Source organism: Desulfatiferula olefinivorans, assembly GCF_054657895.1.
Genome location: NZ_BAAHXV010000018.1, coordinates 22,548 through 46,736, shown reverse-complemented (window position 1 = coordinate 46,736; position 24,189 = coordinate 22,548). Strand labels below are relative to the sequence as shown.

The 24,189-nt window shown below is 63.7% G+C and carries 15 protein-coding genes and 1 pseudogene; 1 reads left to right on the top strand and 15 read right to left on the bottom strand.

What is annotated here, in order from left to right; translation table 11 throughout:
- Positions 1-294 precede the first annotated feature (294 nt).
- The 15 genes from ACYQ11_RS13420 to ACYQ11_RS13350 all read right to left on the bottom strand — a co-directional run bounded on the left by ACYQ11_RS13420 (position 295) and on the right by ACYQ11_RS13350 (position 20,499).
- Positions 295-2,964: a hypothetical protein gene (locus ACYQ11_RS13420; RefSeq protein ID WP_459924309.1), complete on the bottom strand. Its 2,670-nt coding sequence runs from the start codon at positions 2,962-2,964 to the stop codon at positions 295-297.
- A gap of 824 nt (positions 2,965-3,788) precedes the next feature.
- Positions 3,789-4,367 (bottom strand): hypothetical protein, encoded by a 579-nt coding sequence (locus ACYQ11_RS13415; RefSeq protein WP_459924308.1) that lies wholly within the window; start codon positions 4,365-4,367, stop codon positions 3,789-3,791.
- 229 nt (positions 4,368-4,596) lie between these two features.
- On the bottom strand, positions 4,597-5,241 hold the full coding sequence (locus tag ACYQ11_RS13410) for a hypothetical protein (protein ID WP_459924307.1): 645 nt from the start codon (positions 5,239-5,241) through the stop codon (positions 4,597-4,599).
- An 810-nt stretch (positions 5,242-6,051) separates the two neighbouring features.
- Complete coding sequence (locus tag ACYQ11_RS13405) at positions 6,052-6,402, bottom strand: hypothetical protein (protein ID WP_459924306.1); 351 nt, start codon at positions 6,400-6,402, stop codon at positions 6,052-6,054.
- Positions 6,403-6,578: 176 nt separating this feature from the next.
- Positions 6,579-6,926, bottom strand: coding sequence for a hypothetical protein (locus tag ACYQ11_RS13400; RefSeq protein ID WP_459924305.1), 348 nt, complete (start codon positions 6,924-6,926; stop codon positions 6,579-6,581).
- A 244-nt stretch (positions 6,927-7,170) separates the two neighbouring features.
- Complete coding sequence (locus ACYQ11_RS13395; RefSeq protein ID WP_459924304.1) at positions 7,171-7,965, bottom strand: hypothetical protein; 795 nt, start codon at positions 7,963-7,965, stop codon at positions 7,171-7,173.
- Between the two features lie 53 nt (positions 7,966-8,018).
- Positions 8,019-8,516 (bottom strand): hypothetical protein, encoded by a 498-nt coding sequence (locus ACYQ11_RS13390; protein ID WP_459924303.1) that lies wholly within the window; start codon positions 8,514-8,516, stop codon positions 8,019-8,021.
- Between the two features lie 868 nt (positions 8,517-9,384).
- The gene (locus ACYQ11_RS13385; RefSeq protein ID WP_459924302.1) at positions 9,385-12,057 is read right to left on the bottom strand and encodes a hypothetical protein; all 2,673 of its coding nucleotides are present in this window, start codon (positions 12,055-12,057) and stop codon (positions 9,385-9,387) included.
- Positions 12,058-12,458: 401 nt separating this feature from the next.
- On the bottom strand, positions 12,459-12,839 hold the full coding sequence (locus ACYQ11_RS13380) for a hypothetical protein (RefSeq protein WP_459924301.1): 381 nt from the start codon (positions 12,837-12,839) through the stop codon (positions 12,459-12,461).
- Between the two features lie 69 nt (positions 12,840-12,908).
- Positions 12,909-13,211: a hypothetical protein gene (locus ACYQ11_RS13375; RefSeq protein WP_459924300.1), complete on the bottom strand. Its 303-nt coding sequence runs from the start codon at positions 13,209-13,211 to the stop codon at positions 12,909-12,911.
- Between the two features lie 939 nt (positions 13,212-14,150).
- Positions 14,151-14,354, bottom strand: a complete 204-nt coding sequence (locus ACYQ11_RS13370) for a hypothetical protein (protein WP_459924299.1) — start codon at positions 14,352-14,354, stop codon at positions 14,151-14,153.
- A gap of 201 nt (positions 14,355-14,555) precedes the next feature.
- Positions 14,556-14,921, bottom strand: a complete 366-nt coding sequence (locus ACYQ11_RS13365) for a hypothetical protein (protein ID WP_459924298.1) — start codon at positions 14,919-14,921, stop codon at positions 14,556-14,558.
- Positions 14,922-15,645: 724 nt separating this feature from the next.
- The gene (locus ACYQ11_RS13360; RefSeq protein WP_459924297.1) at positions 15,646-17,046 is read right to left on the bottom strand and encodes a hypothetical protein; all 1,401 of its coding nucleotides are present in this window, start codon (positions 17,044-17,046) and stop codon (positions 15,646-15,648) included.
- Positions 17,047-17,150: 104 nt separating this feature from the next.
- Positions 17,151-17,333: a hypothetical protein gene (locus tag ACYQ11_RS13355; protein ID WP_459924296.1), complete on the bottom strand. Its 183-nt coding sequence runs from the start codon at positions 17,331-17,333 to the stop codon at positions 17,151-17,153.
- 943 nt (positions 17,334-18,276) lie between these two features.
- On the bottom strand, positions 18,277-20,499 hold the full coding sequence (locus ACYQ11_RS13350; RefSeq protein WP_459924295.1) for a hypothetical protein: 2,223 nt from the start codon (positions 20,497-20,499) through the stop codon (positions 18,277-18,279).
- 438 nt (positions 20,500-20,937) lie between these two features.
- On the opposite strand from ACYQ11_RS13350, the pseudogene ACYQ11_RS13345 reads away from it, so the two are divergent.
- Positions 20,938-22,497, top strand: a pseudogene (locus ACYQ11_RS13345) (calcium-binding protein); the annotation flags it as partial.
- Positions 22,498-24,189: the final 1,692 nt, after the last annotated feature.

Genomic DNA, 24,189 nt, shown 5'->3' with positions numbered 1-24,189 from the left:
TCGGCCTCGGGCACGGCGGTTCTTTCCGGCATCGACGCCCTGACCCTTTCAGCATCCCTTGCCGTCGAGGTGAACACCGGCATCACCGTCCAGGAAACCATCGCAGGCGCGGTGTTCGATTACCGTGATGCCGACAGCTTTGTCCGAATATCCGGGTCGGCCGTCCTGGGCATCGCAGGCTTTGTCGATCTTTCCGGCCGCTTTTACCTGGAACAGTCGTCCGGCGTGATCCGCATCGGCGCCGCCGACGCAAGCACCTTCCTCGGCGTGTCCGGCCGTGCCGGTCTCGGTCTTTCAGGCGCCTCCCTGGCCATGATGATTTTCGATGACGGCACCTACGCCGCCGACGCCCGGGGCGACGTCACCCTTCTGACGCCAGGCAACCTTCTGGCCCTTTCCGGTGCCCTTTCCCTGCGCATCAACACCACCGGACGCGAGGATATCACCGAAACCCTCACGGTGGACGGGCATCTTCGTGATCTTGTTTTTGGCGCGGGCGAGGGGACGCTCCGCTGCTTCACGGGTGACACCCTGGTCCTTACGACCCCCGTCGCCTCCCTGTCCGGTTCCTTCTCCTTTGAAAATGATCCGGCGGATCAAAGTGTTGTGGCCGCCGGCACCGGCATCACCTTTTTTACCGGCACCGACGACGGCAGTCTGGGCGTCCGGGTGACCGGCGCGGACCTGGCCCTTCTGATCCGGGCCGACGGGGCTGTGGCCTTGGGTGCCCAGGGCGCCGCATCGATTATGGGTGTGGGTGGTCTGACCGTTACCGGCAATCTGTCTGTCCAGCACAACGGCCTGGGTCAGGACATTGACCGCACCGTCACGGCCGGTGGGACGGCGGTGGCCCTTCGCGTCGCATCCGGGGTCAGCCGGTTCGGTGCGGACCTCGTGACTCTGGTCACCCCCCTGGGATCGCTTACCGGCAGCGTCGCCATTGAAAAAACCACGATCGACGGCAACACCCGCGTCCTGATCGCCGCCTCGGATGTCTCGTTGTTTGCGGGTAACGGTGCCCGAACCCTGGGCGTATCGGTCGACGGTGCCGATCTGATGATGCTGCTCGCTCCCGGCGCCTTCGCCTTCGAGGCCTCGGGCACGGCCCAGGTGGTCGGTGTTCCCGGTCTGACCTTTTCCGGGCGTCTGGGCATGCAGTACAATAATCTGGCCCAGGCCGTGAACCGGAGTCTCACCGTGGGCGCTGTGACGAAAACCCTTGCCCTTGCCGCCGGGGTCAACCGTTTCGGCGGGGACAACGTGGAACTCCATGTCCTCGGACAGGTTCTTTCCGGAAGTTTTGCCGTCGAAACCGTCGGGGAAGATGTGCGCGTCGACGTCAGCGACGTCCATCTGGGCCTGGGCGACGGCAGCGTCGAGCTGATCGGCGCCGATATCGCAGCCGGAGAGCTTCTGATGAGCGGCGGTCACCTTGCCGGAACCTTGTCCAACATCGACCTTGCCGCAGGCTTTTCCGGACTCTCCTTCGGAGGCCTGTTCTCCCTGTCCATCGACACGGCAACCTCCTATTTCAGGATTCAGGGCGGTCAGGTTACGGCCGATCCCGATGACCTGGCCCATCTGACCGTGGCCGGTCAGACCCTTTCCGGTGTCTTCGCTGTGGAACACCGCGAAACCCAGGACGGGGACCGGGTGATTACCATCGCCGCCGTCAACACCTCCGTGTCGCTGGCCGCCGATCTGGTGAGGGTCACTGACGCCCAAGGCATCCTGATCGTCCGGGGCGCGGGTCTGGCCGGAACGCTTGAGGGTACCGTGGCCGTGGCGGTTCCCGGCCTTGGCGTCACCGGAACCTTCTCCCTTTCCGTCAACACCATGGGAACGTCCATCCATGAAACCGTCACCTTTGACGGGGGGCAGACCCTTGACCTGGCCCTTCCGGCCGGGCCCTATGTGAAGGTCACCGGCACCGATATCGCCGTGACCATCGGGGATGCCTCCGGCCTCGCCCTTACCGGCAATCTGGCCTTTGAACAGAAAACCACGGACGGCGGTACTGTGCTGACCCTGGCCGTCACCGAGGGCGCTCTGACCTATGAGGGCAACGGGGTGGTCAATGTGGACGGCCTCTTTGTCGTCACCGCCGGGGGCGTGGCGGGCACCGCGTCCGGGGATGTGGCCGTGGCCGCCGGAAGTTTCAGCGTGGGCGGCAGCCTGGGTCTTCGGATCAATGGCACGGCGGGTGCCGTGGACGAAACCGTGACCGTGGGCGGCGTGACGGTCAGCGTGATGTTTAGCGATACGGAAACCGCCTCGGGTACCAGCCCCTTTATCCAGGTGTTCGGGGCCGACATGAGCCTGTCCATCGGCGATTTCATCACCGTCGAAGGCAGCTTTGCCTTCACCAGCGCCGGGAGTTATCAGTGGTTTGCCGGTTACGGTCTCGAGGTCTTCATGGGTGACGGACCGGTCCGCATGGCCGACCGGAGCCTCAATCCCGGCGCCGTGGGCCTTTTGCTGACCGACGCCGTGGTGGGCCTCATCAAAACCTCGGATACGGGCTATGCCCTCTATGCCCGGGGCACCGTCTCCCTCATCGGGGTCGGCGGCGTGACCGTGGGCGGCACCGTGACGGTCCGGGTCAACACCAGCGGCCAGGTGCTCGACGACATTCTCGAAATCCCCGGCACCGATGAGGATGTGGTGGTGAGGTTCCAGACGACGGACGAGGTCAAGAGCTTCCGGGGCGACGGCCTGATCGTCTCCGTGCTGGGCCAGACGCTGACCGGAAACTTCGCCTTCGATAAAGGCGCGGGCGCCATCGTGGTGTCCGCCTCCCATGTGGCCATGGATCTGGGCGGCGGCCTTGTGACCGTCCGGGACGGTGCAGGAACCCTTCTCGTCTCCGGCCAGGGCCTGTCCGGTCAGGCCTCGGTGAGCCTTTCCGCTGCCATTCCCGGCCTTTCCTTTGACGGCGCCTTCGATCTTGTGGTGAACACCCAAGGACGTTCCGTGGATCTGGGCTCGGGGGTGATCCTCCCCGCCGGTCCCTACCTCAGAGTGGATGGTGATCCGGTGACCGTGACCATCCTGGGCCAGAGCTTAAGCGGCAGTTTTTCCGTGGAGCGGATCACCCGCGTTGACGGTTCCGCCCTGACGCGCCTGGCCGCATCGAACGTGACCCTTTCCCTGGGTGACGGCCAGACCGATTTCGTGCTGCTGTCCCAGGGCCAAGGCTCCTTCGTCCTCACCGCAGACGGTGTGTTCGGCGCCCTGTCCGCCCGGGTCGACATCCAGAACCTGCCCGGCGTGACCTTCGGCGGCACCTTCGGCCTGTCGGTCAACACCACCGGCTTCGCGGTCAACGAGTCCTTCACCGCCGGGGCAACCCCCATCAGCCTCATTCTTCCGGCCGGACCCTATGTCCGTGTGTCGGGCACGGCCATGACCCTCACGGTCCTCGGCCAGACCCTTTCCGGAAACCTGATCATCGAAAAGGTGAATAGCGAATCCGGCGCGGCTGTGATCCGTCTGGGCGCCTCCGACATGGCGCTTTCCCTCAACAATCTGGTGACCCTCTCAGCAGGACGGGGGTCCATGATGCTGACGACCGAAGGCCTTGCCGGTGAACTTGCAGGCACGGTGGCGGTGACCGTTCCCGGTCTTACCGTGTCCGGCACCTTTACCGTCCAGCTCAATCAGACCGGCGCGGCCGTGAACGAACGTCTGGTGGTGGGAGCCGAAGCGGTCCTGCTGGCCCTGCCCGAAGGGCCTTTCCTGCGTGTGGCCGGTACCGGGGTGAGCATCTCCCTGTTCGGGCAGACCCTTCACGGTGACTTCAGCTTTGCACGGGCAGGCGGCAGCATCGAGATGACCCTCGAAAACGTGAGCCTTTCTTTGGGTGACGGCAGCGATGCTTTCCTTGCCGCCCATCTGACCACGGGCCGCATCGTCATCACCGCCGCCGGGGTCATCGGACGCATCGACGGGCTGACCACCACCCTTTTCATTCCGGGTGTTTCCTTCGGCGGCACCTTTGCCCTGGAGGTGGACACGGCCACCGTGGGCGCCAAATTCCTGAGGCTTGAAGGTGACGGTGTGACCCTTTCCGCCTTCGGCCAGAGCCTGTCCGGCAATTTCAGCGTGGAAAAGGGAACGGCGGCCGACGGCAGCGCCCTCGTCACGCTCACCGTGTCGGATCTGACCCTGACTCTGGGTGACGGAACCGGAACCTTTATCGCCGTCACCGACGGCGGCGGGGCCATGATGTTAAACAGCCAGGGCATGGCGGCCCGGTTTACCGTGACGGCGGTGTTCACCGTGCCCGGTCTTACCGTGAACAGCGGTGAGGTCCGCTTTGAAATGAACACGGCCATGGTCCCGATGAGCGACAGCCTTCTGGGCATCGATGTCCAGGCCGGACCCTATGTGCGTGTCTCCCTTATCGGCGCCCAGGTGGTCATCGCGGGCAACACCCTGTCCGGCAACGTGTTCTTCGATCGGAGCGAGGATGAACAGGGCGCCGTCACGGTGCGTTTTGCCGTTTCGGACATGGCCGTCACCGTGGGTGAGCAGAGCCTGACCGGCGGGACGGGCGCCTTCGTGGTGCTGACTTCGGGCGTGGCCGGTGTGATCTCAGGCGATGCCGCCGTGGCGGCCGGTCCCGTCTCCGCAGGGGGCAGCATCATTCTGCGCATCAACACCACCGGCGCCGCCGTCAATCAGACCATCTCCCTTTCCGGCCGGTCCATCGCCATTGTCTTCGGGGAATCCGAAGGGCAGATGTTCTCCTTCTCCGTGTCCGACCTGAGCCTTTCCATCGCCGACTTCGTCACCATCGAAGGCAACGTGAGCTTCACGGAAAGCGGCGGCCGCAGCGTCTTCGCCGGTGACGGCCTGATGATCTTCATGGGTCAGGGCCCGGCCCGGCTGGACACCGGCGACATGAATCCCCTGGCCCGGGGCGTGCTTCTGTCCGACGCCCGGATCGGCCTGATCCGCATGGGCGACACCTATGCCATGGTCGCCACCGGCACTGTTTCCATCGTGGGCCTCTCGGACATCACCATCTCCGGCACGGCCACGGTGCGCATCAACACCACCGGCCAGGTGATCGATGAAACCCTTTCCATCGCCGGGTCCAGCGGTGACGGGGTCGCGGTGTCCTTCACCGGTCCCGAACGGGTGCTGTCTTTTATGGTGGAAAACACGGTGCTGTCCATCCTGGGCCAGAGTCTCACCGGGGATTTCGCCTTTGACACGGTGACCGAAGGCCCCCATGCCGGTGCCATGCGCATTTCAGCCGCCCATGTGGCCCTGTCTCTGGGCGGGGGCATCGTGGGAATCCGTGACGGTTCGGGCAGCCTTCTGTTTACCGGCAACGGCCTGGCCGGTGTGCTGACGGCCACGGTCTACGAAACGATATCCGCCGTGGATTTCGCCGGAACCTTCACCCTGTCCATCAACACCACCCCCGAGGCGGTGAACGACACCATCGTCTTCGGCGAGGAAACCCTGACCCTGGCCATCCGGGCCGGACCCTACATGCGGATTGCAGGGCAGGGCGTCACCCTGTCCGTCCTCGGTCAGTCCCTTTCAGGCAATTTTACCCTGGAGCAGTTGACATCGCCTGCCGGAGGGTCGGTCATCCGGCTTTCGGCAAGCGGTGTGAACGTCTCCATGGTGGCCGGGACCACCGAGATCCTCACCCTTACGAATGGTTCCGGGGCCTTTGTGCTTAACGCCACCGGGCTGGCCGGGACCCTGTCCGGCAACGTGACCTTCGCCATTCCCGGCGGCGTGTCCCTGTCCGGTTCCTTCGGTCTTTCCATCAACACCCAGACGCTGTCGGTCAATGAATCCTTTGTGGACGGGGGTGTTACGCGGACCCTCTCCCTGCCCGCCGGACCGTACTTCAGGCTCGAAGGAAACAATGTGGCCCTGACCATTCTGGGCCAGAGCCTGTCGGGCAATCTTGTCTTCGAGCAGATTCAGAACGCCGAAGGCACCCGCCTGGTCCGGATGGGTGCGAGCGGCATCGCCCTTTCCCTTGGCGCGGGCGGCACGGATATCGTCCGCATCACGGAGGGTTCAGGCGCCCTCTTTATCTTCGATGCGGGTCTTGCCGGGTCCTTGTCGGCCCAGGTGGCCCTGAACGTCCCCTCGGTCTCCCTTTCCGGCAGCCTGGCACTCCGGATCAACACCCGGGCCGTGTCGGTCAGTGACACGGTTCTGGTAAACGGCGTGCCGGTGTCGGTCTCTCTGCCTGCCGGGCCTTATCTGAGACTGGACGGAACGGGGATCGCCCTCACCGTGGCGGGCCAGACGCTTTCGGGGGATCTGTCCGTCGAAAAAATCACCGAAGGGGCCCAGACCCTGGTGCGCATGACGGCGGACAACGTGACCCTGTCCCTGGGCGGCGGAAAAATCAGCCTGAGCCAAGGCGGCGGGGCCTTCCTCTTGACCGACCAGGGCATGGCCGGGGCCTTGTCCATGAACCTTTCGGTTAACGTGCCCAACATTGCCCTGTCCGGAAACATCCAGCTTCGCCTGAACACCATCCAGACCTCACAGACCCTTGAGGTCAACGGGGAGACGGTGACCCTTGCAGCCGGTCCCTATCTGCGCGTGGCCGTGTCCGAAACCGCGGGCGGCGACCCGGCCCGCCTGTCCGTGCTGGGCCAGAGCCTGACCGGTTCCTTTGTGCTCGAACAGGCCGGCACCGGCGCAACGGCCCGGGTGCGGATGGCCGCAGACGGCGTGGCCCTGTCCCTGGCCGGGGGCCTGGTCACGGCCCAGAACGGCTCGGGCTTCTTCGTCTTCACGCCTTCGGGGCTTGCGGGCCGCCTCACCGTGTCCGTCTCGGTGAACACCGGGGCCGCCCTGTCCTTTGCCGGCGCCTTCGGCCTTGCCCTGAACACGGGCAACGTGGCCGTGAATGAACAGATCACCGTGGGCGGCACCACCCAGAGCCTTTCCCTTTCCGCCGGTCCCTACCTGAGTGTGACGGGCTCCGGCATCCGTCTGGCTGTGCTGGGCCAGACCCTTTCCGGCAGCTTCGCCTTCGAACAGGCCACGAAACCGGGCGGCACCAAGGTGGTGACCGTTTCGGTCTCCGAGGTCACCGCGAGCATCGCGGGCGGGCTTCTGACCGTTTCAGACGGGAGCGGCCTTCTGATGATCAATGGCGCGGGGATGGCCGGACGTCTCTCAATCACACCGTCGTTGAACGTTTCCGGCATCCGCCTGTCCGGGACCCTCACCCTTGCCGTCAACACCACCGCGTCTGCGGTCAATGAAACCTTTACCACAGGCGGAGTCGCCCGGACCCTGTCCCTTGTGGCCGGTCCTTACCTGAAGGTGGCGGGGCAGGGCGTCTCCCTGTCCGTTCTCGGCCAGACCCTTTCGGGCAACGTGTCCTTTGAAAAGAGCGGCAGCAGCATGACCGTGGCCATGAGCGCCGTGTCCATCGGCCTGGGTGACGGCACCACGGATTTCATCCAGGTCACCGAAGGCGAAGGCACCTTCACCCTGACCGATCAGGGCATGGTCGGGGCCTGCTCCGCCACCATCGGCGTGGCCATTCCCAATGTGGTGATGAGCGGTGCCTTCCTGGTTCAGATCAACACCACCGGCGCCGTCCAGGGTGGCATCGAGGCCGGATTCCGGCTGGTGGGGACGGGCATTGCCCTTGATATTGCCGGTCAGACCCTGTCCGGCAACGTGGCGATCGTCCAGTCCCGGACCCGTGGCGCGGACGGTGTCTTCGGCACCGCCGATGACGGATCGGCCCTGGGCATGGCGCTGTCGAACGTCACCATGAGCCTGGGCACGGAAACCGACACCTATGTGTCCGTCACAGGCGGTCAAGGCAGTCTGCTGATCAACGACAAGGGCCTGGCCGCCGATTTCACCGTGACCGCCGTGGTCGACAACCTGCCGGGCCTGACCTTGAATTCCGGCACCATCGGCATCCGGATCAATACGGGTTCCGATCCGGTCCATGAAACCTTCGAGATGCCCGGCGGCGACATCACCCTTGACGTCCAGGCCGGGCCCTATTTCCAGATCGCCATCGTCGGCGCGGAGCTTTCCATCGGCGGCGGGGGTGAAGGCGACGGCGTGGCCCTTGCCGGAAGTTTCTTTTTTGACCAGAGTACACGGGAAAGCGGCGGCGTGACGGAAACCGTGACCCGCATCGCCATGTCCGGAATCAGTTTGACCTTCAGCGGCCAGGGTCTGGAGGACGGCGAGGGGGCCTTTGTCCTCAAGCCGACCGGTATTGCGGGCTTCCTGTCCGGCAAGGCCTCCGTCGCCGCCGGCGGCGTCGAGGTGGGCGGGAGCTTCGGCCTCCGGATCAACAAGACCGGGGCGGCCGTCAACGAAACCATCGTGATCGGCGGGGCCTCCTTTGACATCGTGTTCGCCGACGGCACCGACGTCTTTTCCTTCTTCGGCAGCGCCAGCATCACCATTGCCGACTTCGTGGTGGTCGAAGGGGATTTTGCCGTGAGCGGCGACGGCACCCTGGCCGTGGCCAATGCCAACGTGTTCATGGGCGACGGCCCCGGACTGGTCGAAGGCGAAATCAATCCGGCCGCCAGGGGCATTCTCCTGACCGGCGCAGAGTTCGGCCTGGTCCGCCAGGGTGCGGCCGGAGCCTACACCTATGCCTTCTACGCCACGGGCGATGTGACGGTTCTCGGCATCCCCGGCGTGACGCTGTCGGGGACGGCCGTCATCGCGGTCAACAACACCGGCGCTGATGTGGACCGAACCATCGCCGTGGGTGGGGGAGGGGATTCCGTCAGGGTCAATGTGGCGAATGGCACCATGTCTTTCACCGGTGCCGATCTGACCCTGTCCGTTCTCGGCCAGACCCTTTCCGGAACCTTCAGCTTTTCACGTCAGCTCGTGGACGGCCTCACCCTGACCACCATCACGGCCGAGGGCGTCAGCCTGTCTCTGGGCGGGGGCGTGGTCAGCCTGACCGATATCCACGGCGTCCTTCTGATGAAAAACGGCGGTCTGGCCGGTCAGATTGCAGGGACGATCGGCCTCAACATTTCGTCGGACATCGCCTTCGGGTCGGGGTTTGCCGTGTCCATCAACACCCTTTCCCAGGATGTGACCCTTGCGGGCGGCGTCACCCTGCCGTCGGGCCCCTACCTGAAGGTTTCGGCCGAAGCCATGACCATGACCGTGTTCGGTCAGACCCTCACGGGCAACTTCGCCTTTGAACAGGTGGCGGTGAACAGCAGTCCCGAGGCCCAGAACAATCCGAATTATCAGCCGTCAACGAAAATGACTCTTTCGGCCAGTGCCGTTCATTTCGGCCTTTCCGTGGGGGGCACGGATGTGGCGTCCCTGGACAACGGGGAAGGTCTCTTCATCTTCACCGATGCGGGCATGGCCGGACGTCTTTCAGGCGACGTGGCCTTCACCATTCCGGGCGTTTCCGTCTCCGGCACCTTCGGCCTTGCGATCAACACCACCGGGGTCGCCGTAAGCGAGCAGTTCGTCCTGGGCGGCAGGACCATCACCCTGGCCACACCGGCGGGGCCCTACCTGCGGATCGAAGCCCGTGACGCCTACCTGAGAATTCTGGGCCAGCGCGTTTCCGGCAACTTCGCCTTCGAACAGATCACCGAAGGCGGCGTCAGCCGCGTCACCATCGCCGCATCCGACGTTTACGTGGGTCTGGGCGACGGCCAGACCGATTTTGTCAGCCTGTCTGAGGGCCAGGGCCAATTGGTGATTCTCGGCAGCGGGATTGCGGGCAGGATCAGCGGCAGCATTCTGATCACCATTCCCGGTGTCAGCCTGTCCGGGGATCTTTCCCTGGCCGTCAACACCACCGCAGGCGCAGTCCATGAGACCTTCGACGTGGGCGGCGACACCGTGACCCTGGACCTCGTGGCCGGGCCCTACCTCAGGATCGAGGGCGCACATCTTGGACTGACGGTTGCAGGCCAGACCCTGACGGGATCCATTGCCTTCGAACAACTGACCACCCCCGACGGTGAGCGGCTGGTGAAAATCGGTCTCAGTGATGTGACCCTGGGCCTCGGTGACGGCGTAACGGACATTCTCTCGTTGAGCATCGCTCGCGGCGCCCTTCTGGTGACTCCGGCCGGCATCGCCGCCCAAATCGAGGTGGCCCTGACCCTGAATCTTCCCGGAATCGCGGTGGAAGGGGCCGCGGTCCTCGCCATCAACACCACCAACCGGGTGATCGACGAAACCCTTGACGTGGGCGGGGAGACCCTGACCCTTGACCTGCCCGCAGGACCCTATCTGAGGGTTGCGGTCCAGGGCCTTGCGGCCGGAGATCCCGCCACCCTGACCGTCCTGGGCCAGACCCTTTCCGGCAACCTGGTGTTTGAACAGACCACCGGCCGCTTCGGGCAGAAACTCGTCCGCCTGGGCCTGTCCGATGTGAGTCTTGCCCTCGGAACCGCCGTGGCCCTGACCCATGGCCAGGGGTCGCTTCTGCTGACGCCCGCCGGGATGGCGGGAACCGTTTCGGCCAGTGTGGCCCTGAACATCCCCGGCGTTTCCTTCGGCGGCAGCTTTGGCCTGATGATCAACACCACGGCCGGCGCGGTGAACGATGCCATGGATGTGAACGGCACCACCGTGACCCTTTCTGTTCCGGCCGGTCCCTATCTGCGTGTCCAGGGCCTGGGCATCAGTCTTTCCGTTCTGGGCCAGAGGCTCACCGGTGATTTCGCCTTTGAACAGTCCGGCGGCCGCACCGTGATCGTGGCGGCCAACGTGGGCCTTTCCCTGGGCAACGGGACCACGGATTTTGTGACCGTGTCCGGCGGGGAAGGGGTCTTCCTGATCACCCCGGGCGGTCTGGCCGGGTCCCTGTCCGCCTCGGTGTCCGTGTCCATCCCGGGCATTTCCGTTTCCGGCACCTTTGCCCTTCTGCTCAACAACACCGGGACGGCGGTGGCCGAGTCCTTCGACCTGGGCGATGAGACACTGACCCTCGACCTTGCGGCCGGTCCCTACCTGAAGGTGGATGTGATCGCCGCCCAACTGACCGTTCTCGGCCAGACCCTGTCCGGCAATTTCAGCTTCGAGCAGGCCACGGCGAACAACCAGCGTGTGGTCAAAATCGGCGCCACCGACGTGTCCCTCATCATCGGCGCGGGCGGTACGGACATCATCTCCGTCACCGGCGGCTCGGCCCTGTTCCTGGTGACCGGCGCAGGCATGGCCGGTGAGATCAGCGCCTCGGTCACGATTACCATTCCGGGTCTGGCATCCGCCGCCGCCGATGACATCACCGTGTCCATCAACACCGGCACCGCCGCCGTCAACACCAGCCTCACGGTGGGCGGCGAAACCCGGACCCTGGCCCTGCCCGCGGGTCCCTACCTGAAGGTGTCGGTCGACGATTTGTCGATCACCATTCTGGAACAGACCCTTACCGGCAATTTCGTGTTCGAGAAAATCACCACGGCCGCAGGCACCAGCGTGCTGCGCATGGCGGCCAGCGAGGTGAGCCTTGCCCTGGGCGACGGCACCACCACCTTTGTCAGCGTGACCGAAGGAACCGGCGCCATGCTGATTTCGCCCCAGGGCATGGCCGGCAGGCTCAGCGCCCATGTGGCCATTCAGAACATTCCCGGCGTGACCTTCGCCGGCACCTTCGCCCTTGCCGTCAACACCACCGGTACGGCCGTCGACCAGGTCTTCGAGGTGGGCGGGTCCACGATCACCCTCGCTCTGCCCGCCGGTCCCTACCTTAAGGTGGAAGGCATGGGCGTGACCCTTTCCGTGGCCGGTCAGACCCTTTCCGGCAATTTCGCCTTTGAACAGATCACCCGGGGCGCCGAACGGGTTGTCCGTATCAGCGCCTCCGATGTGAGCCTGAAACTGGGCGGCGGGGCCGGGGACATCGTTTCCGTCCATGACGGATACGGCTTTCTGGTGGTGACCGGAAACGGCATGGCGGGCGCCATCGGGGCCTCGGTGGCGGTCAGCATCCCCGGCGTGAGTTTCGGCGGCAGCTTCAACGTGATCATCGTGAGGGCCACCGGCGTTCTGGAAGAAGATATCGTGGTGGCCGGACAAACGGTCCATGTGAGCGCCGTGGCCGGTGACTCCCGTGTGTCTGTGGAAGGCATCGGCGTATCGATGAGCCTCCTGGGCCAGACCCTGTCCGGCAACTTCGCCTTTGAAAAGATCACCTCAATCAGCGGCGGCGTGGCCCGGGACGTGATCCGCATCGCGGCGTCGGATGTGAGTCTGGGCCTGGGCAACGGCACCACGGATTTCGTGGTGGTTGAAAACGGGTCGGGTTCCCTGCTGGTGACGACGGCGGGTATCGCCGGGCAGGTCCGGGCCGACATCGCCATTCAGAACATTCCGAACGTGGCCTTTTCAGGCACCTTCAGCCTGTCGATCAACAACACCAAAACGGCCGTGAACGAACAGTTCGAGGCGGGCGGTGAGACCATAGACCTTGCCCTTGCCGCCGGACCCTACCTTCGGGTGGAAGGGACGGACATCATTTTGACGGTCATGGGCCAGAGTCTTTCCGGTAATTTCAGCTTCGAACAGATCACCACCGCCGCCGGAAGCCGGGTGGTCAAGGTGGCGGTTTCCAGTGTGGAACTGAACCTGACCAGCGAAGGCCAGACCATGTTCGCCGTAAGGATTCCCACCGGCTCCCTTCTGATCACGCCCCAGGGCCTGGCCGGAAAACTGGTGATCGCCCCCGATGACCTGACCGTCGTGTCGGGCCTGACCTTAAGCTGCACGGCCATCACCTTCGAGATCAACACCCTGCCCATGGCGGTCAGCGAGACCTTTACCGCAGGCGGGGTCACCGACACCCTGTCCCTGCCCGCCGGACGGTTCATCCGCATCGTGGCCGAGGACGCGGGCATCACCCTCGGCGGCTACACGCTCACCGGGAACCTGTATTTCGATCAGGCCACCAATGCCGCCGGCGTCAAGGTCACCCGCATGGCCCTCACCGGCATCGATTTTGCCGATGCGGGCCTGGGCGGCAGTATCACAAACGGCCAGGGCGCGTTGATCATCACGGCCGCAGGCGTGGCCGGACAGATTTCCGGCAGAGGCGCCCTGGGTGATGCCGTGGAAGCCACCGTGGGCCTTCGCATCAACACCACCGGCGGCGCCGTCGACCAGACCATCGAGGTTGGCGGCACAACGGTCATCGTCCGATTCAGTGCCACGGAAACGGGCTTCAGCTTTTTTGCCAGTGACATCAAGATCACCATCGGCGACTTCGTGTCCATCGAAGGCTCGGTGGTGTTCAGCGGGGATGCCTTCGGCGGGGACGGCATCGAACTGTTTGTGGGCCAGGGACCCTACCGGAACGACGACGGGGCTGTCAATGACGAGGCCGTGGGCGTGCTTCTGACCAACGCCCGGGTGGGTCTGATCCGGTTTGCCAACGGGACCTATGCCCTCACCGCCCGGGGCACCATCGCTTTGGTGGGTCTGTCGGGCCTTTCCGTCAGCGGCACCGGTGAGATCGCCGTGAACACCTCCGGCCAGGCCGTCAACCGCACCATCACCATTCCCAACACCACCGATTCGGTGGTCGTCGCCTTTGCCACGGCCGAGCAGGTGACCCGGTTCACCGGTCAGAATTTCCGCATCAGCGTGGCCGATATCCTTGAGATCGGCTGCGATCTGGTGACCTTCGGCAAGAAACCCACCGGCGAGGTCAGCGTGGCCATGGCCGGCGCCTCCGTCACCATCACCGTGGGCGGGCAGGAATACTTCCAGATCGCGGGCAGTGCCTCCTTCCTCATCGGAGGGGTTCAGGGTTTCAAAATGGAACGGTTTAAAGTCAACGGCTTCCAGCTGTTCGGCCAGGTGGGCATTGACGCCCCGGCCGCCGACACGCCGGTGCTGTTCCCCACCGCCGATGTGGGCGCCGGGAGTTTCGGCATGGATGCCGTGGAAATCGGCGACCGGGGCTATCTGGTCTACGACCGCAGCCAGATCAACGGCCTGACCCCGGATCTGAAATACATCGACGTGGTCTTTGCCGATCCCAACGGGCAGGGGCTCAATGAAACCAGCATCTTCGACAACACGCCCGAATTTTCCCTGACCATGAACGGTCAGCCCGTCACCGGCGTGACCGTCAACGGCCGTCCGGTCAAGGTCACGGGCGGTGCGCCCAACACCTACCGCTATGCCGTTACCGGAACTTTTCCCCAGGTGGGGGATGTGGCCGTGAATTTCCTGGCCGGGTCCTGGTACGACAACCGGGGCGTGGCCGGTTTTGCCGAAACCGAATATTTCAGCCTGGTCAACCGGAGAGCCGACGGCACCCTGCCGCCGCCCGCGCCGTCCGGCCGGCTGGCCTCTCCGATCAGCGGTGAGGTTCTGGCCATCGCCTCCCTGAACGGCAAGCGCTACCTCGACATCATGTTCATCAGCCGGGACGGCGCGGCCATCGACGCTTCGACCATCAACGGGGACGAGATTCTTCTGTCCGGCGCGGGCGTGGCCGATGTGAAGATGATGACCGGCACCGCCGGACAGCCCGACATCGTGGGCGCCCCCGTTTTGATTTCAGGAACCACTTACCGTTACTACCTGAAGGACGCCAACGTCACCAACACCATCGACCTGTTCAAGGAAGGTGAAGTGACCGTGACCATCCGGGCGAACAGTTTCCGGACCGTAAACGGCACCGCCAACAACGCCATCACCCAGACCTTCACCCTGAGCGCCGCAGTCACGGCCGGGGCCACCTCGACCAAGAGCCTGAAGCTCGGCCCCCTGTTCCTCCAGGGACCGTCCGTGGGCATCGAGGACATCGGGTTCAAGGACGGATTTTTGATGCTGACCATCGGCATCGGCGTGGACCGGGCCTCCCTGGCCTTCGGCGGGTCCACAGCCGCCACCGGAACCACCCCGCCCACCACCAACACCCAGCAGCAGTCAAGCGGTATCACGGCGGACCTCACCGGGGTTCTGGGCACCTTCGATTTCGGCGTGGATGTGTTTGGCCTCCTGTCCGGCAATGTGCGGGTCACCGTTCCCGGCAATTTCAGCTTCCGGGTGGCGGCCCTCGAGGTGGAGGTGCCCGATGTGGTGAAAATCGATGCCGAGGGCATCGTGATCCGTTTCGAACCGTCGCCCTCAGAACCGGTGGCCCCGGTCGATCCGGGTGACGGTGCCTCGGACGAGGACCGGGCCGCTTATGAAAAAGCCCTTGGGGCCTACGAAAAGGCCCTTGAAGACTATCCGGCCCTTTACCAGACCTACATGAACCAGGAACTGATCCGGGTGGAATCTGCCCGGGTGACCTTTCCGACCTTCGGGGTCTATGGCCTGATCAAACCCTTTGATCCCAATCCTTCGGTGTCAGGGGATGAAATCCCCGGTCTGGTGATCCGCCCCAACGGCTTCCAGCTGGGCGTGGCGGAGATCGGTATCGGCGGGGCCACCCCGGCCCAGGCCGGAACCGGCACGTCCAGCGCTGACGGCAAGATCCGTTTCGGCACCATGCTGGTCTTCGACGACATCCGTTTCGGCGTCACCAATTTCGGCGTGACCTTCGGCCAGGCCCTGGATTTCAACGGGTCCATCTATGTGGCCTCGGGCGGGGCCCAGTTCTTCCCGGGCCGCCCCGTCAGCGCCTCCATCGTGGACCGGACCACCGCCGACGACATCAATTCAGACGGCACAGCCAACACCGAGGCCCTGCGCCTGGAGCTTGAATTCGAACACGGAAGGGTCAAGGCCTTCATCTTCCAGGCCGACACCCTGACCATAACCCTCGGGAGTGTCGTGAAAATCTTTGCCGTGGGCTTCAACCTGAACACAGGCGCTTCGGCGGATCAGGAACTGGTATCCTTTATTTCCGTGGGGGCCGGCCTCAAACTCGGTTCCCTGGAACTGGGGGGAGAGGCCCGGAACTTCGCCTTCATGGGTGACGGCCGTTTTGTGACCAATCGGGGCTTCGGGGTTTTTCTGACCGTGGGTTCGGCCTCGGGTGACAGTTTCATGTGGCCGTCCTGGCTGCCCATCCGCATCACCGCCATCGGCATTCAGTGGGACGATATCCAGAACGCCCCCGGTGATTTCGTGATCACCCTGTCCGCCGCGATCACCGGTCTGCCCGGCGCGGCGGGTCTTCAGTTCTCCGGGGCCATCGAAGGGGTGAAAATCGACCCCTCTCTGCTGCTTGAAGGGAAATTCCCCATCATCGACATCCAGAGCATCGGCGTCACGGTCAAGGGCAACCTGTTCGGCGGTGAGCTGAACGGCGGCCTGGTGGGCGGCATTCTCAAGCTGGATGCCAACGACAACATGATCGGGGTCTTTGACACCAGCACGCCCGTGGCCGAGCGCATCTTCTTCATGGGCATCCAGGGCGGGTTCAGCATGCCGGGCCTGGGGGGTCTGACCATCCGTCTGGGTCTGTCCGAACTGGGTCCCCTGGGCGTGTTCATCAACATCGAGGTCCCCGGCGGCGTGGTGCTCGAACCCAATACGGGTCTGGCCATCAACGATTTCTCCGCAGGCGTGGAATTTTTCACCAGCCTGCCGTCCATTGAAAACGCCAAGGAACTGAGGAATTCCGCTTTCGGCCTGCCCACCTCCATGACGGCGGATCAGTGGATGGCTTCCATCAAACAGCAGGTGGTCAATCAGTTCAAACGGGTCAGGGCCATGGGAGCCGGGGGCGGCTTCCTGGCGGCCTTCACCGCCCCCATGACCATCACCGGCGGGTGCAAGGTCTTCACCATCTACACCTCCCAGCAGGTGTTCAACGGCGAGGTGATGATCAAGATCAGCACCGACGGCAAGTTCCTGATCAACGGCAAACTGAATTTCGCCGCCGACAACATCAGCCTTTCCGGCAAGCTCTACGCCGATCTGTCCAACGTGACCAGGGGTGAGGTGGCGGTTTACTTCCTGGCCGATATCCCCGAACAGGTTCAGATTCTTTCGATCTACGGCCAGCTCAAGATGGGATTCAGGAACGCTGCGGGCAGGGAAGTGACCTTCCAGCTGCCGGGTGAAGGTACCGTTCCGACGGTCCAGGCCGCCCCCACGGCGGTGCTGGCCCATCCCGCCGGAGAGCGGCTGGATATCACCGTGATCAACACGGCCACGTTCAACGGACGGTACTACATCGACGTGATTTACGGTGCGTCCACCGGCGCCGTGCTGGATTACGATTCCATTCTCGATTCGGAGGCTGAATTCACCCTTTCGGCCGGTGGAAACACGGTCGGTGTGAACGGCAGGCCCGATCCCTTGATCTCCTCGCTGGACGCCGACGGCATGATGGCCTTCTCGGTGCTCACGCCGGGAACGGACGAGACCCTCACCGAGGCCATCATCCGCACCGGCACCAACCGTTTCCGCTACACCATTACCGATGCAGGCTTCGTCTACACGCCGGGTGAGGTCCAGGTGACCTTCGGGGCCGGATCCTTCAAGACCCTGGACATGACCCTCGCGGGCGGCAACACGCTTTCCGGGGCCTTGAACGAAAGCCTGATGCTGGCCTTCGCCGTGGACGGGGCAACGGCCCTTCTGTCCAACCCGGGACGGTCCGGCCAGATTGACGTCCGAAAAATCAACGGCCGGGGCACCATCGACGTGACGTTTGCGGCCGCATCCGGCAACACCCTGAGCCTGTCCTCCATTCTCGACGCCAGCCGGGAATTCACCCTGGATGGTCCGGGGGCGCTATCGGTGACCGTTGACGGCGCACCCCAGCGACTCTACCAGTTCAGCGATATCTACGGCACCCAGGCCGAGGTGGCCGCCATCATGGCCGAGCGGGGCCTTTCCGGAACACCCACGGCCACCGACACCTTCCGCTACACCCTGACCGGCGCATTCCAGCCCGGTGAGGTGACGGTGAATTTCACCGAAGGCAGTTTTACCGACAGCGGCAGTATGGCCAACATCGCCTTTGCCCAGACATTTACGGTGACCGGGGCCACGGCGGATCTTTCTTCGCCCGTGAACAACAGCGCCCTGGGCGTGGATGCCATCAACGCCATGGGCTATGTCGATGTGACCTTTTCGCCCACGGACGGGTATCTGATCGATCACAACACCATCGACGGCGATGAAATCCGCATCACCGACGCCGTGGGCACCGTCATCGCCGTCCGGGGAAGCCCGGTACGCATCGGCCTTACCACCACCTACCGCTACACCCTCGATGTCTCCCTTTCCGAAGGTGTTTACACGGTATCCATCGCAGCCGGGTCCTTTGCCGACACCAGCGGCATGATCAACCTGGCCGAAGAGGAATTTTTCAGCGTGGATGCCGCCAGGGCCTCACCGGCCGATCCCATGCACGGTGACAACGTGGACCGCGAAACCCTGAACGGCCGCGGTTACATCGACATCACCTTCACCCCCACCAGCGGAGCGACCCTTGATGAGGCCTCCATTCTGGACACCGGGGCCGAATTCCGGCTGACCGGCGCAGGCGGCGAAAACATCCGGATCACCGGCGTTTACCGCCTGGCCACCTTCGGGGATTTTTCCGGCACTGTGGCCGAGGTCCGGGCCGCCATGGACGCCAACAAACGTCAGGAACTCGAAGCGATCTACGGCGGCAACGAGGCCGAGATCCAGGCGGCCCTGGACGAATTCCGCGAGACCTATGCCCCCATCGTTTCCAACACCTTCCGTTACACCTTTGAAGGCCAGTTTGATACCGGTGTTCTGACCCTCTCGTTCATCGCAGGAAGCTGGAACGACACCATGACCGACGTCTACGACGAGACCCACACCAATGCCGGTAAGGCGTCTACGGCCTCCATGATTGTCATTACCCAGGCCGAGTCCTTTTTTATCGAACTGTCCGGGGGCCTTGAACTGAACACCGCCGGATTCACCGACGAACCCCTTCTTTTGGCCACGGGCAGCGTGACCCTTGAAATCGATGCGACCCGCAAGGTGCTGGAACTGACGCTCGCCACCCAGCTGTCCGTCTACAAACTGGGCACCCTGGGCTCCTCGGCGGGCCGTTTCATCCTGGATATGAGCAACCTCACCACCCAGGGGCCCCAGTTCTGGGGCGTGATGACCATGGAAACCAATTTCGGCTTCCTGGAGCCCTTCGGCATCTTCATGTTCGGCAAGGGAACCCTCCAGGTCAACACCACCGGCAGCGTCAAGACCGAAACCCTGACCCTTTCCGGGCTGGGGGATGACGGCGCCGACGCCACCCGGACCTTCGAACTGTCTCCCTACACCTTCGCCATCGAGGTGGTGGGCCAGCTGAAAATCCGGCCCCCCGGCATGGACACCGATCTGTTCAAAATGAACGGCGGGTTCTTCCTTGAAATCAATCCCCAGCGGTTTGAAATCTTCGCCATGGCCGAATTGAGTTTCGGTGTGGGCAGCGCCCAGGTCACCTACGGCGAGGCCAAGGGCCTTCTGGTGGTGGTCACCGGTCTCAAAGCCGGGGATAACCCGGGTGTGGCGGGCATGTTTACCGTTGGCTCCTCGGCGGACATCGGTCTTCCCGACGTCAACATCTTCAGTGCCACGGGCCAGGTCTCGGTGATGTTCAACACCACCCTGCAGGAACAGACCTTCGCCATGCCCGAGAGCTTCCTGCCCCTGCTTGATCCGGACGATCCCACCACCCTCACGATCTTTGCCTCCGCCCCGGGCCTCGACGGTAAGGCCGATCCCGGCCAGGCGGGGGAAGTGTACATCACGGCCTCCATCCATGCGGAAATCGTCATCGGTGGTGTGATTCACCTGACCGGGTTCATTCAGATTTCCCTGGGATCGGGATCGGGGCTGAACGTCATCGGTGCGGTCAGTACGGAGATCGCCTTCCTGGGTGCCATGACCGGCACCCTGAATTTCGTGGCCTTTGAGGACGGTGTGGCGGGCCGGGTCTACCTGGCCATGCAGAGCAGCGGCATCCCCGGCATCGAGCTTCATGGCCGGTTTCTCCTGGAATTCAACTCCTACACCGATGAGCGGACCGTCGAGATGTTCGAGGTCGACGACACCACCGGCACCTTTGTTCGGAATCCCGACGGCAGCCTGAGACCCGTCGATCAGACCATCGCCGCCGGTCCCTTCTTCACCCTGACCATGACCGGACGCATGGTGCTGGGCGATGTGCTGGAACTCGAGGGGGGCTTCGCCTTCACCATCGACAGCGACCATCTGGAAGTCGAGGCCCATGTGGCCATGCGGCTCGATCCTTTCGGCTCGGTGGCGATCACGGCCTTCATGAACATCGATGCCTCCGGCCTGGCCCTGTATGCGGAGTTCACGCTGAACAGCGGTGATTTCGGACGGGCCGTGGGCCTGACCTTCGACGCCACGGCCTACCTGTACGTGAACACCACCGGAAACACCCGGATCTTCACCTCCACCCTGGACCCCGGCGGCAGGACCTACACCATTCCCTCGGGTTTCCGGATTCATATCGACGGCACGGTGAATTTCCTGGGGTTTGCCCAGGCCAGCGGCATGGTCGATATCCTGATCAACGACACCGAAACGGAAATTCTCTTTGACGTCCATTTCGCCATCGGCCCCCTGACGTTCAGCGCAACGGGCGGGGCGGGTATTTACTACGGAGCCGATCCGGGTCTGGTCCTCAAACTGGCCGTCAGCGTCTCGGCCGATGCCGACGTTTTCTACATCGGCGCTTCCGGGACCCTGTCCATCAACACCACCCGCACGGCCCGGCTGGGCGTGGCCGCCAATTCCTTCTCCCTGGCCCTGACAGGCCGGGTGGAAATTCTCAAGGTCTTCAACTTCGACGCCTCCTTCAGCATCGCGGTCAGCGGCAGCCAGTGGCGACTGACTTACAGTGCCGGCATCCGCTTCTTCGGCCTGGCCACCCTCAGCAGCAGCGGCTGGCTCGATTCCCGTGGAAATTTCGACATCCGTCTGAGCGGTGGAGTCACCCTGGGGACCAGTTCCTTCGGCCTGTCCGGCGGGTTCAATTTCCGGGTGATGAGCGAGTACAAGGTCGACGACACGGGCAATCCCTACTACCGGTTCGAACTGTCCGGCAGCGCCTCGGTCCGGGCCAAGCTCTTCGGCATCACCCTAGCGGGACTGGATCTGAGTTTCGCCTTCACCGCCGAGGGGTCAGGCCGGGTGCCCATCCAGCTGTCCGTCACGGTGAGGATCAAGATCCTGTTCATCACCATCAAGAAAACGGCCCGGTTCACCATCGGGTACCTGGAACTGCCCAGGCCGGTGTATCTTGCCGGTGACGCGGCAAACACTATGCAGGACGCACGCACCTGGAGCGGTGGTGAATTGAACCTCAATATCGGGGATCGGGGCGCCTACCGGAACCTGGCCACTGACGCGGCGGACGAATCCTTTGTGGTCGAGCAGACCGGCGGTACGGCCGACAACGCCACCATCAAGGTCACGGCCATGGGCCGGAGCAGGACCTACGCCAATGTGTCGCGCATCGTGGCCCATGCCGGTGACGGTAACGACAGCATCGAGGTCAAAAACGGCGTTCTGGTACCCGTGGAATTTCACGGGGACGGCGGGGACGACGTGCTGATCATGAACGGTAACGGCGACGCCACGCTTTACGGCGGCACGGGCGGCGATTACCTGGAATACACCGGGTCGGGCACAGGACATCTCGACGGCGGGGTGGATAACGACTACCTGGTTTACGGGGGCAGCACCGGGGCCACCCTCATCGGCGGTACGGGCAACGACCAGATCTTCGGCGGCATCGGAACCGACATCATCAACGGCGGCGCGGGCGACGACCAGATCACCGGCGGCGGTGGAGCCGACACCATCGAAACGGGAACGGGTACCGACCTGGTCCGGCTGAACGCCGCAGGCATGGGATCCACCGTGAACCTGAATGACGACACCGCCGCAGGCAACTACCTGGAATTCAAAGCCGGTACCGGAAGCGATACCATCCATGTGGCCTCCCCGTCGGCCCATGCCCTGACCCTCACGGTGAACGGCGGCCTGATAAGGGCCTGGGGCATGGTCTCCCTCACCTTAGACGCCGGCGAAGGGGCCGACACCATCACCGTGGAGGACCTGAGGGGCTCCGGTCTGTCCAGTCTTTCCGTGGCCTTCGGCAAACGGGAAGTGGTCACCGGCACCTATACTTATGTCGAAGATCTGGATGACAACGACGCCACCACCGATGACCGGATCACCGTGGAAGCCCAGAGGATCAGTCTGCAGGACGACAACGCGAAAGACGTGCTTTATCTGGTGGGAACCGACGGGCCGGACAGCTTCTTCATTTCCGAGCAGAATCCCGCAGACGGAATCATGACCGAGCTTCAGATCACCCATGTGGATGTGATCGATTACGTGGTGTCCCAGAGCGTGCGCGCTGAGGGCGACCAGGTCGTGATCGACGCCCTTGGCGGAGACGACCTCCTGAACGCCGGCGGCCTTGCCGATCCTGATGCCGCCGACGGCGTGGGCTATGCGGATCTTCTTACGCTCGAACTGATCGGCGGGGTGGGGAACGACACCCTGGTGGGCAGTCCCTTCGGCGACATTCTGGACAGCGGCCTGGGTGACGACACGGTCACCGGCGGCCTGGGACAGGACACTTTCCTCGACGCGGGCGGTTACGACATCCTCATCGAGACCCAGGATACGGACATGGGTCTGTCCGACACCCGCTTCATCACGGGCACCATCGTCGGTGACGACGGCGGCGCCTTTGCAGGGGCCCTGCCGGACACGGCCGACGACCTGGCAGCGCGGGTCAGGGAAGATGATCCGGACATGACCCTGCCGGATACGGGCGACCATTATGCCCCGGGTGCGGTGATCGAAGACCTTTCCGGGATTTTCGAAGAGGCCCTGATCACCGGCGGAGCCGGCAACAACAGCATCGTCATCGGCGACATGGACGGCAGGGCCTGGGTGGGTCAGGCCCAGGTCGGTGTCTCGGCCTGGACCGGGCGCCTTGCCGTGGACAACCGGGGGAACACGGAAAACAGCCTGCGCGAATACATCATCATCAACGCCACCGGCGAGGCCGGAAACCGCTTTGCCGTGACGGACAGCGGGGATTCGGGTTTTGACGAACTGGTGATCAACGGCACCTTCGGCTCCGACGATCTGACCCTCACCGCCGCCGGAAGCGGGGCCTTCCGCACGGGCACCGTCACCGTCGGGGCCGTGGGCGGCACGTCCCGCGATACCATCACCTATCGACGCATCGACCGATTGGCCATCAACACCTTTGCAGGCAACGACCGGATTCTCTGCAACGACACGGCGGTCGTCACCGTCATCAATCTGGGCAGCGGCGACGACGAGATCGTCATCGGCACCGTACCCCTGATTCCCGATACCGGCAACCGGACCCTGGAATACCCTGAAGGCGTGCCTGTGGCCGACACCGCCAACATGACCAACGGCAACTCGGCGCCCCTGTTCGTTCTGGGCGGCAATCAGAACGACCGCATGGAGGTCAACCACAACCGGGCCAAGCTCTATCTGCACGGCGGCGCGGGTAACGACACCTTCCTCCTCAAGACCTTCCTGGTACTCAAGGAGAACAGTGACAATCCCGATGAGGTGACCAACCTGTCCACCCTGTTCGGCGGCGCGGGCTCCAACCGCTACGATTACGTTCAAAACGCGCCGGTTATGATCAACGGCGGGCCCGGCATCGACACCATCGTGATCATCGGAACGCCCATCGGCGACGTGTTCGTGATCACCGATACCTACATTGCCGGGGCCGGGCGCATCACCAATTTCATGAACATCGAGTCCATCGAGGTGGACGGGGCCGGCGGCGACGACGAGATTTACGTACTCGGGACGGCATCGGGCGTGGAAGTGATCGTGAACGGCGGGTCCGGCGACGACACCATCCATGTGGGCGGCACGCCCCCGGTGATCGTCTTCGATCCCGAACCCTACACCTACCAGCCCCCGGCCATCGAAGTCCAGCTGCCCCCGGAACTGGTGTACACGGATTACACCTGGAACTACGGCACCTTCACCCTGGATGTCTCCTGGGTGGATTACATCACGCGGACGCCGGAAGAGATCATCGCCCGGAAAATCGGCGCCATGATGGGAAGCTGGGGTTCCCTGTATCCCTATTTCAGGTTCGATGCGGCCACGGGCGTCAGCTATGATCATGTCCGCGCCTTTGCCTGGTACGATCATTTGTGGTACCTGTTCGGCGGTCGGGGCCGGATGGTTCTGACGAACCTGTCGATCTCCTTCAGC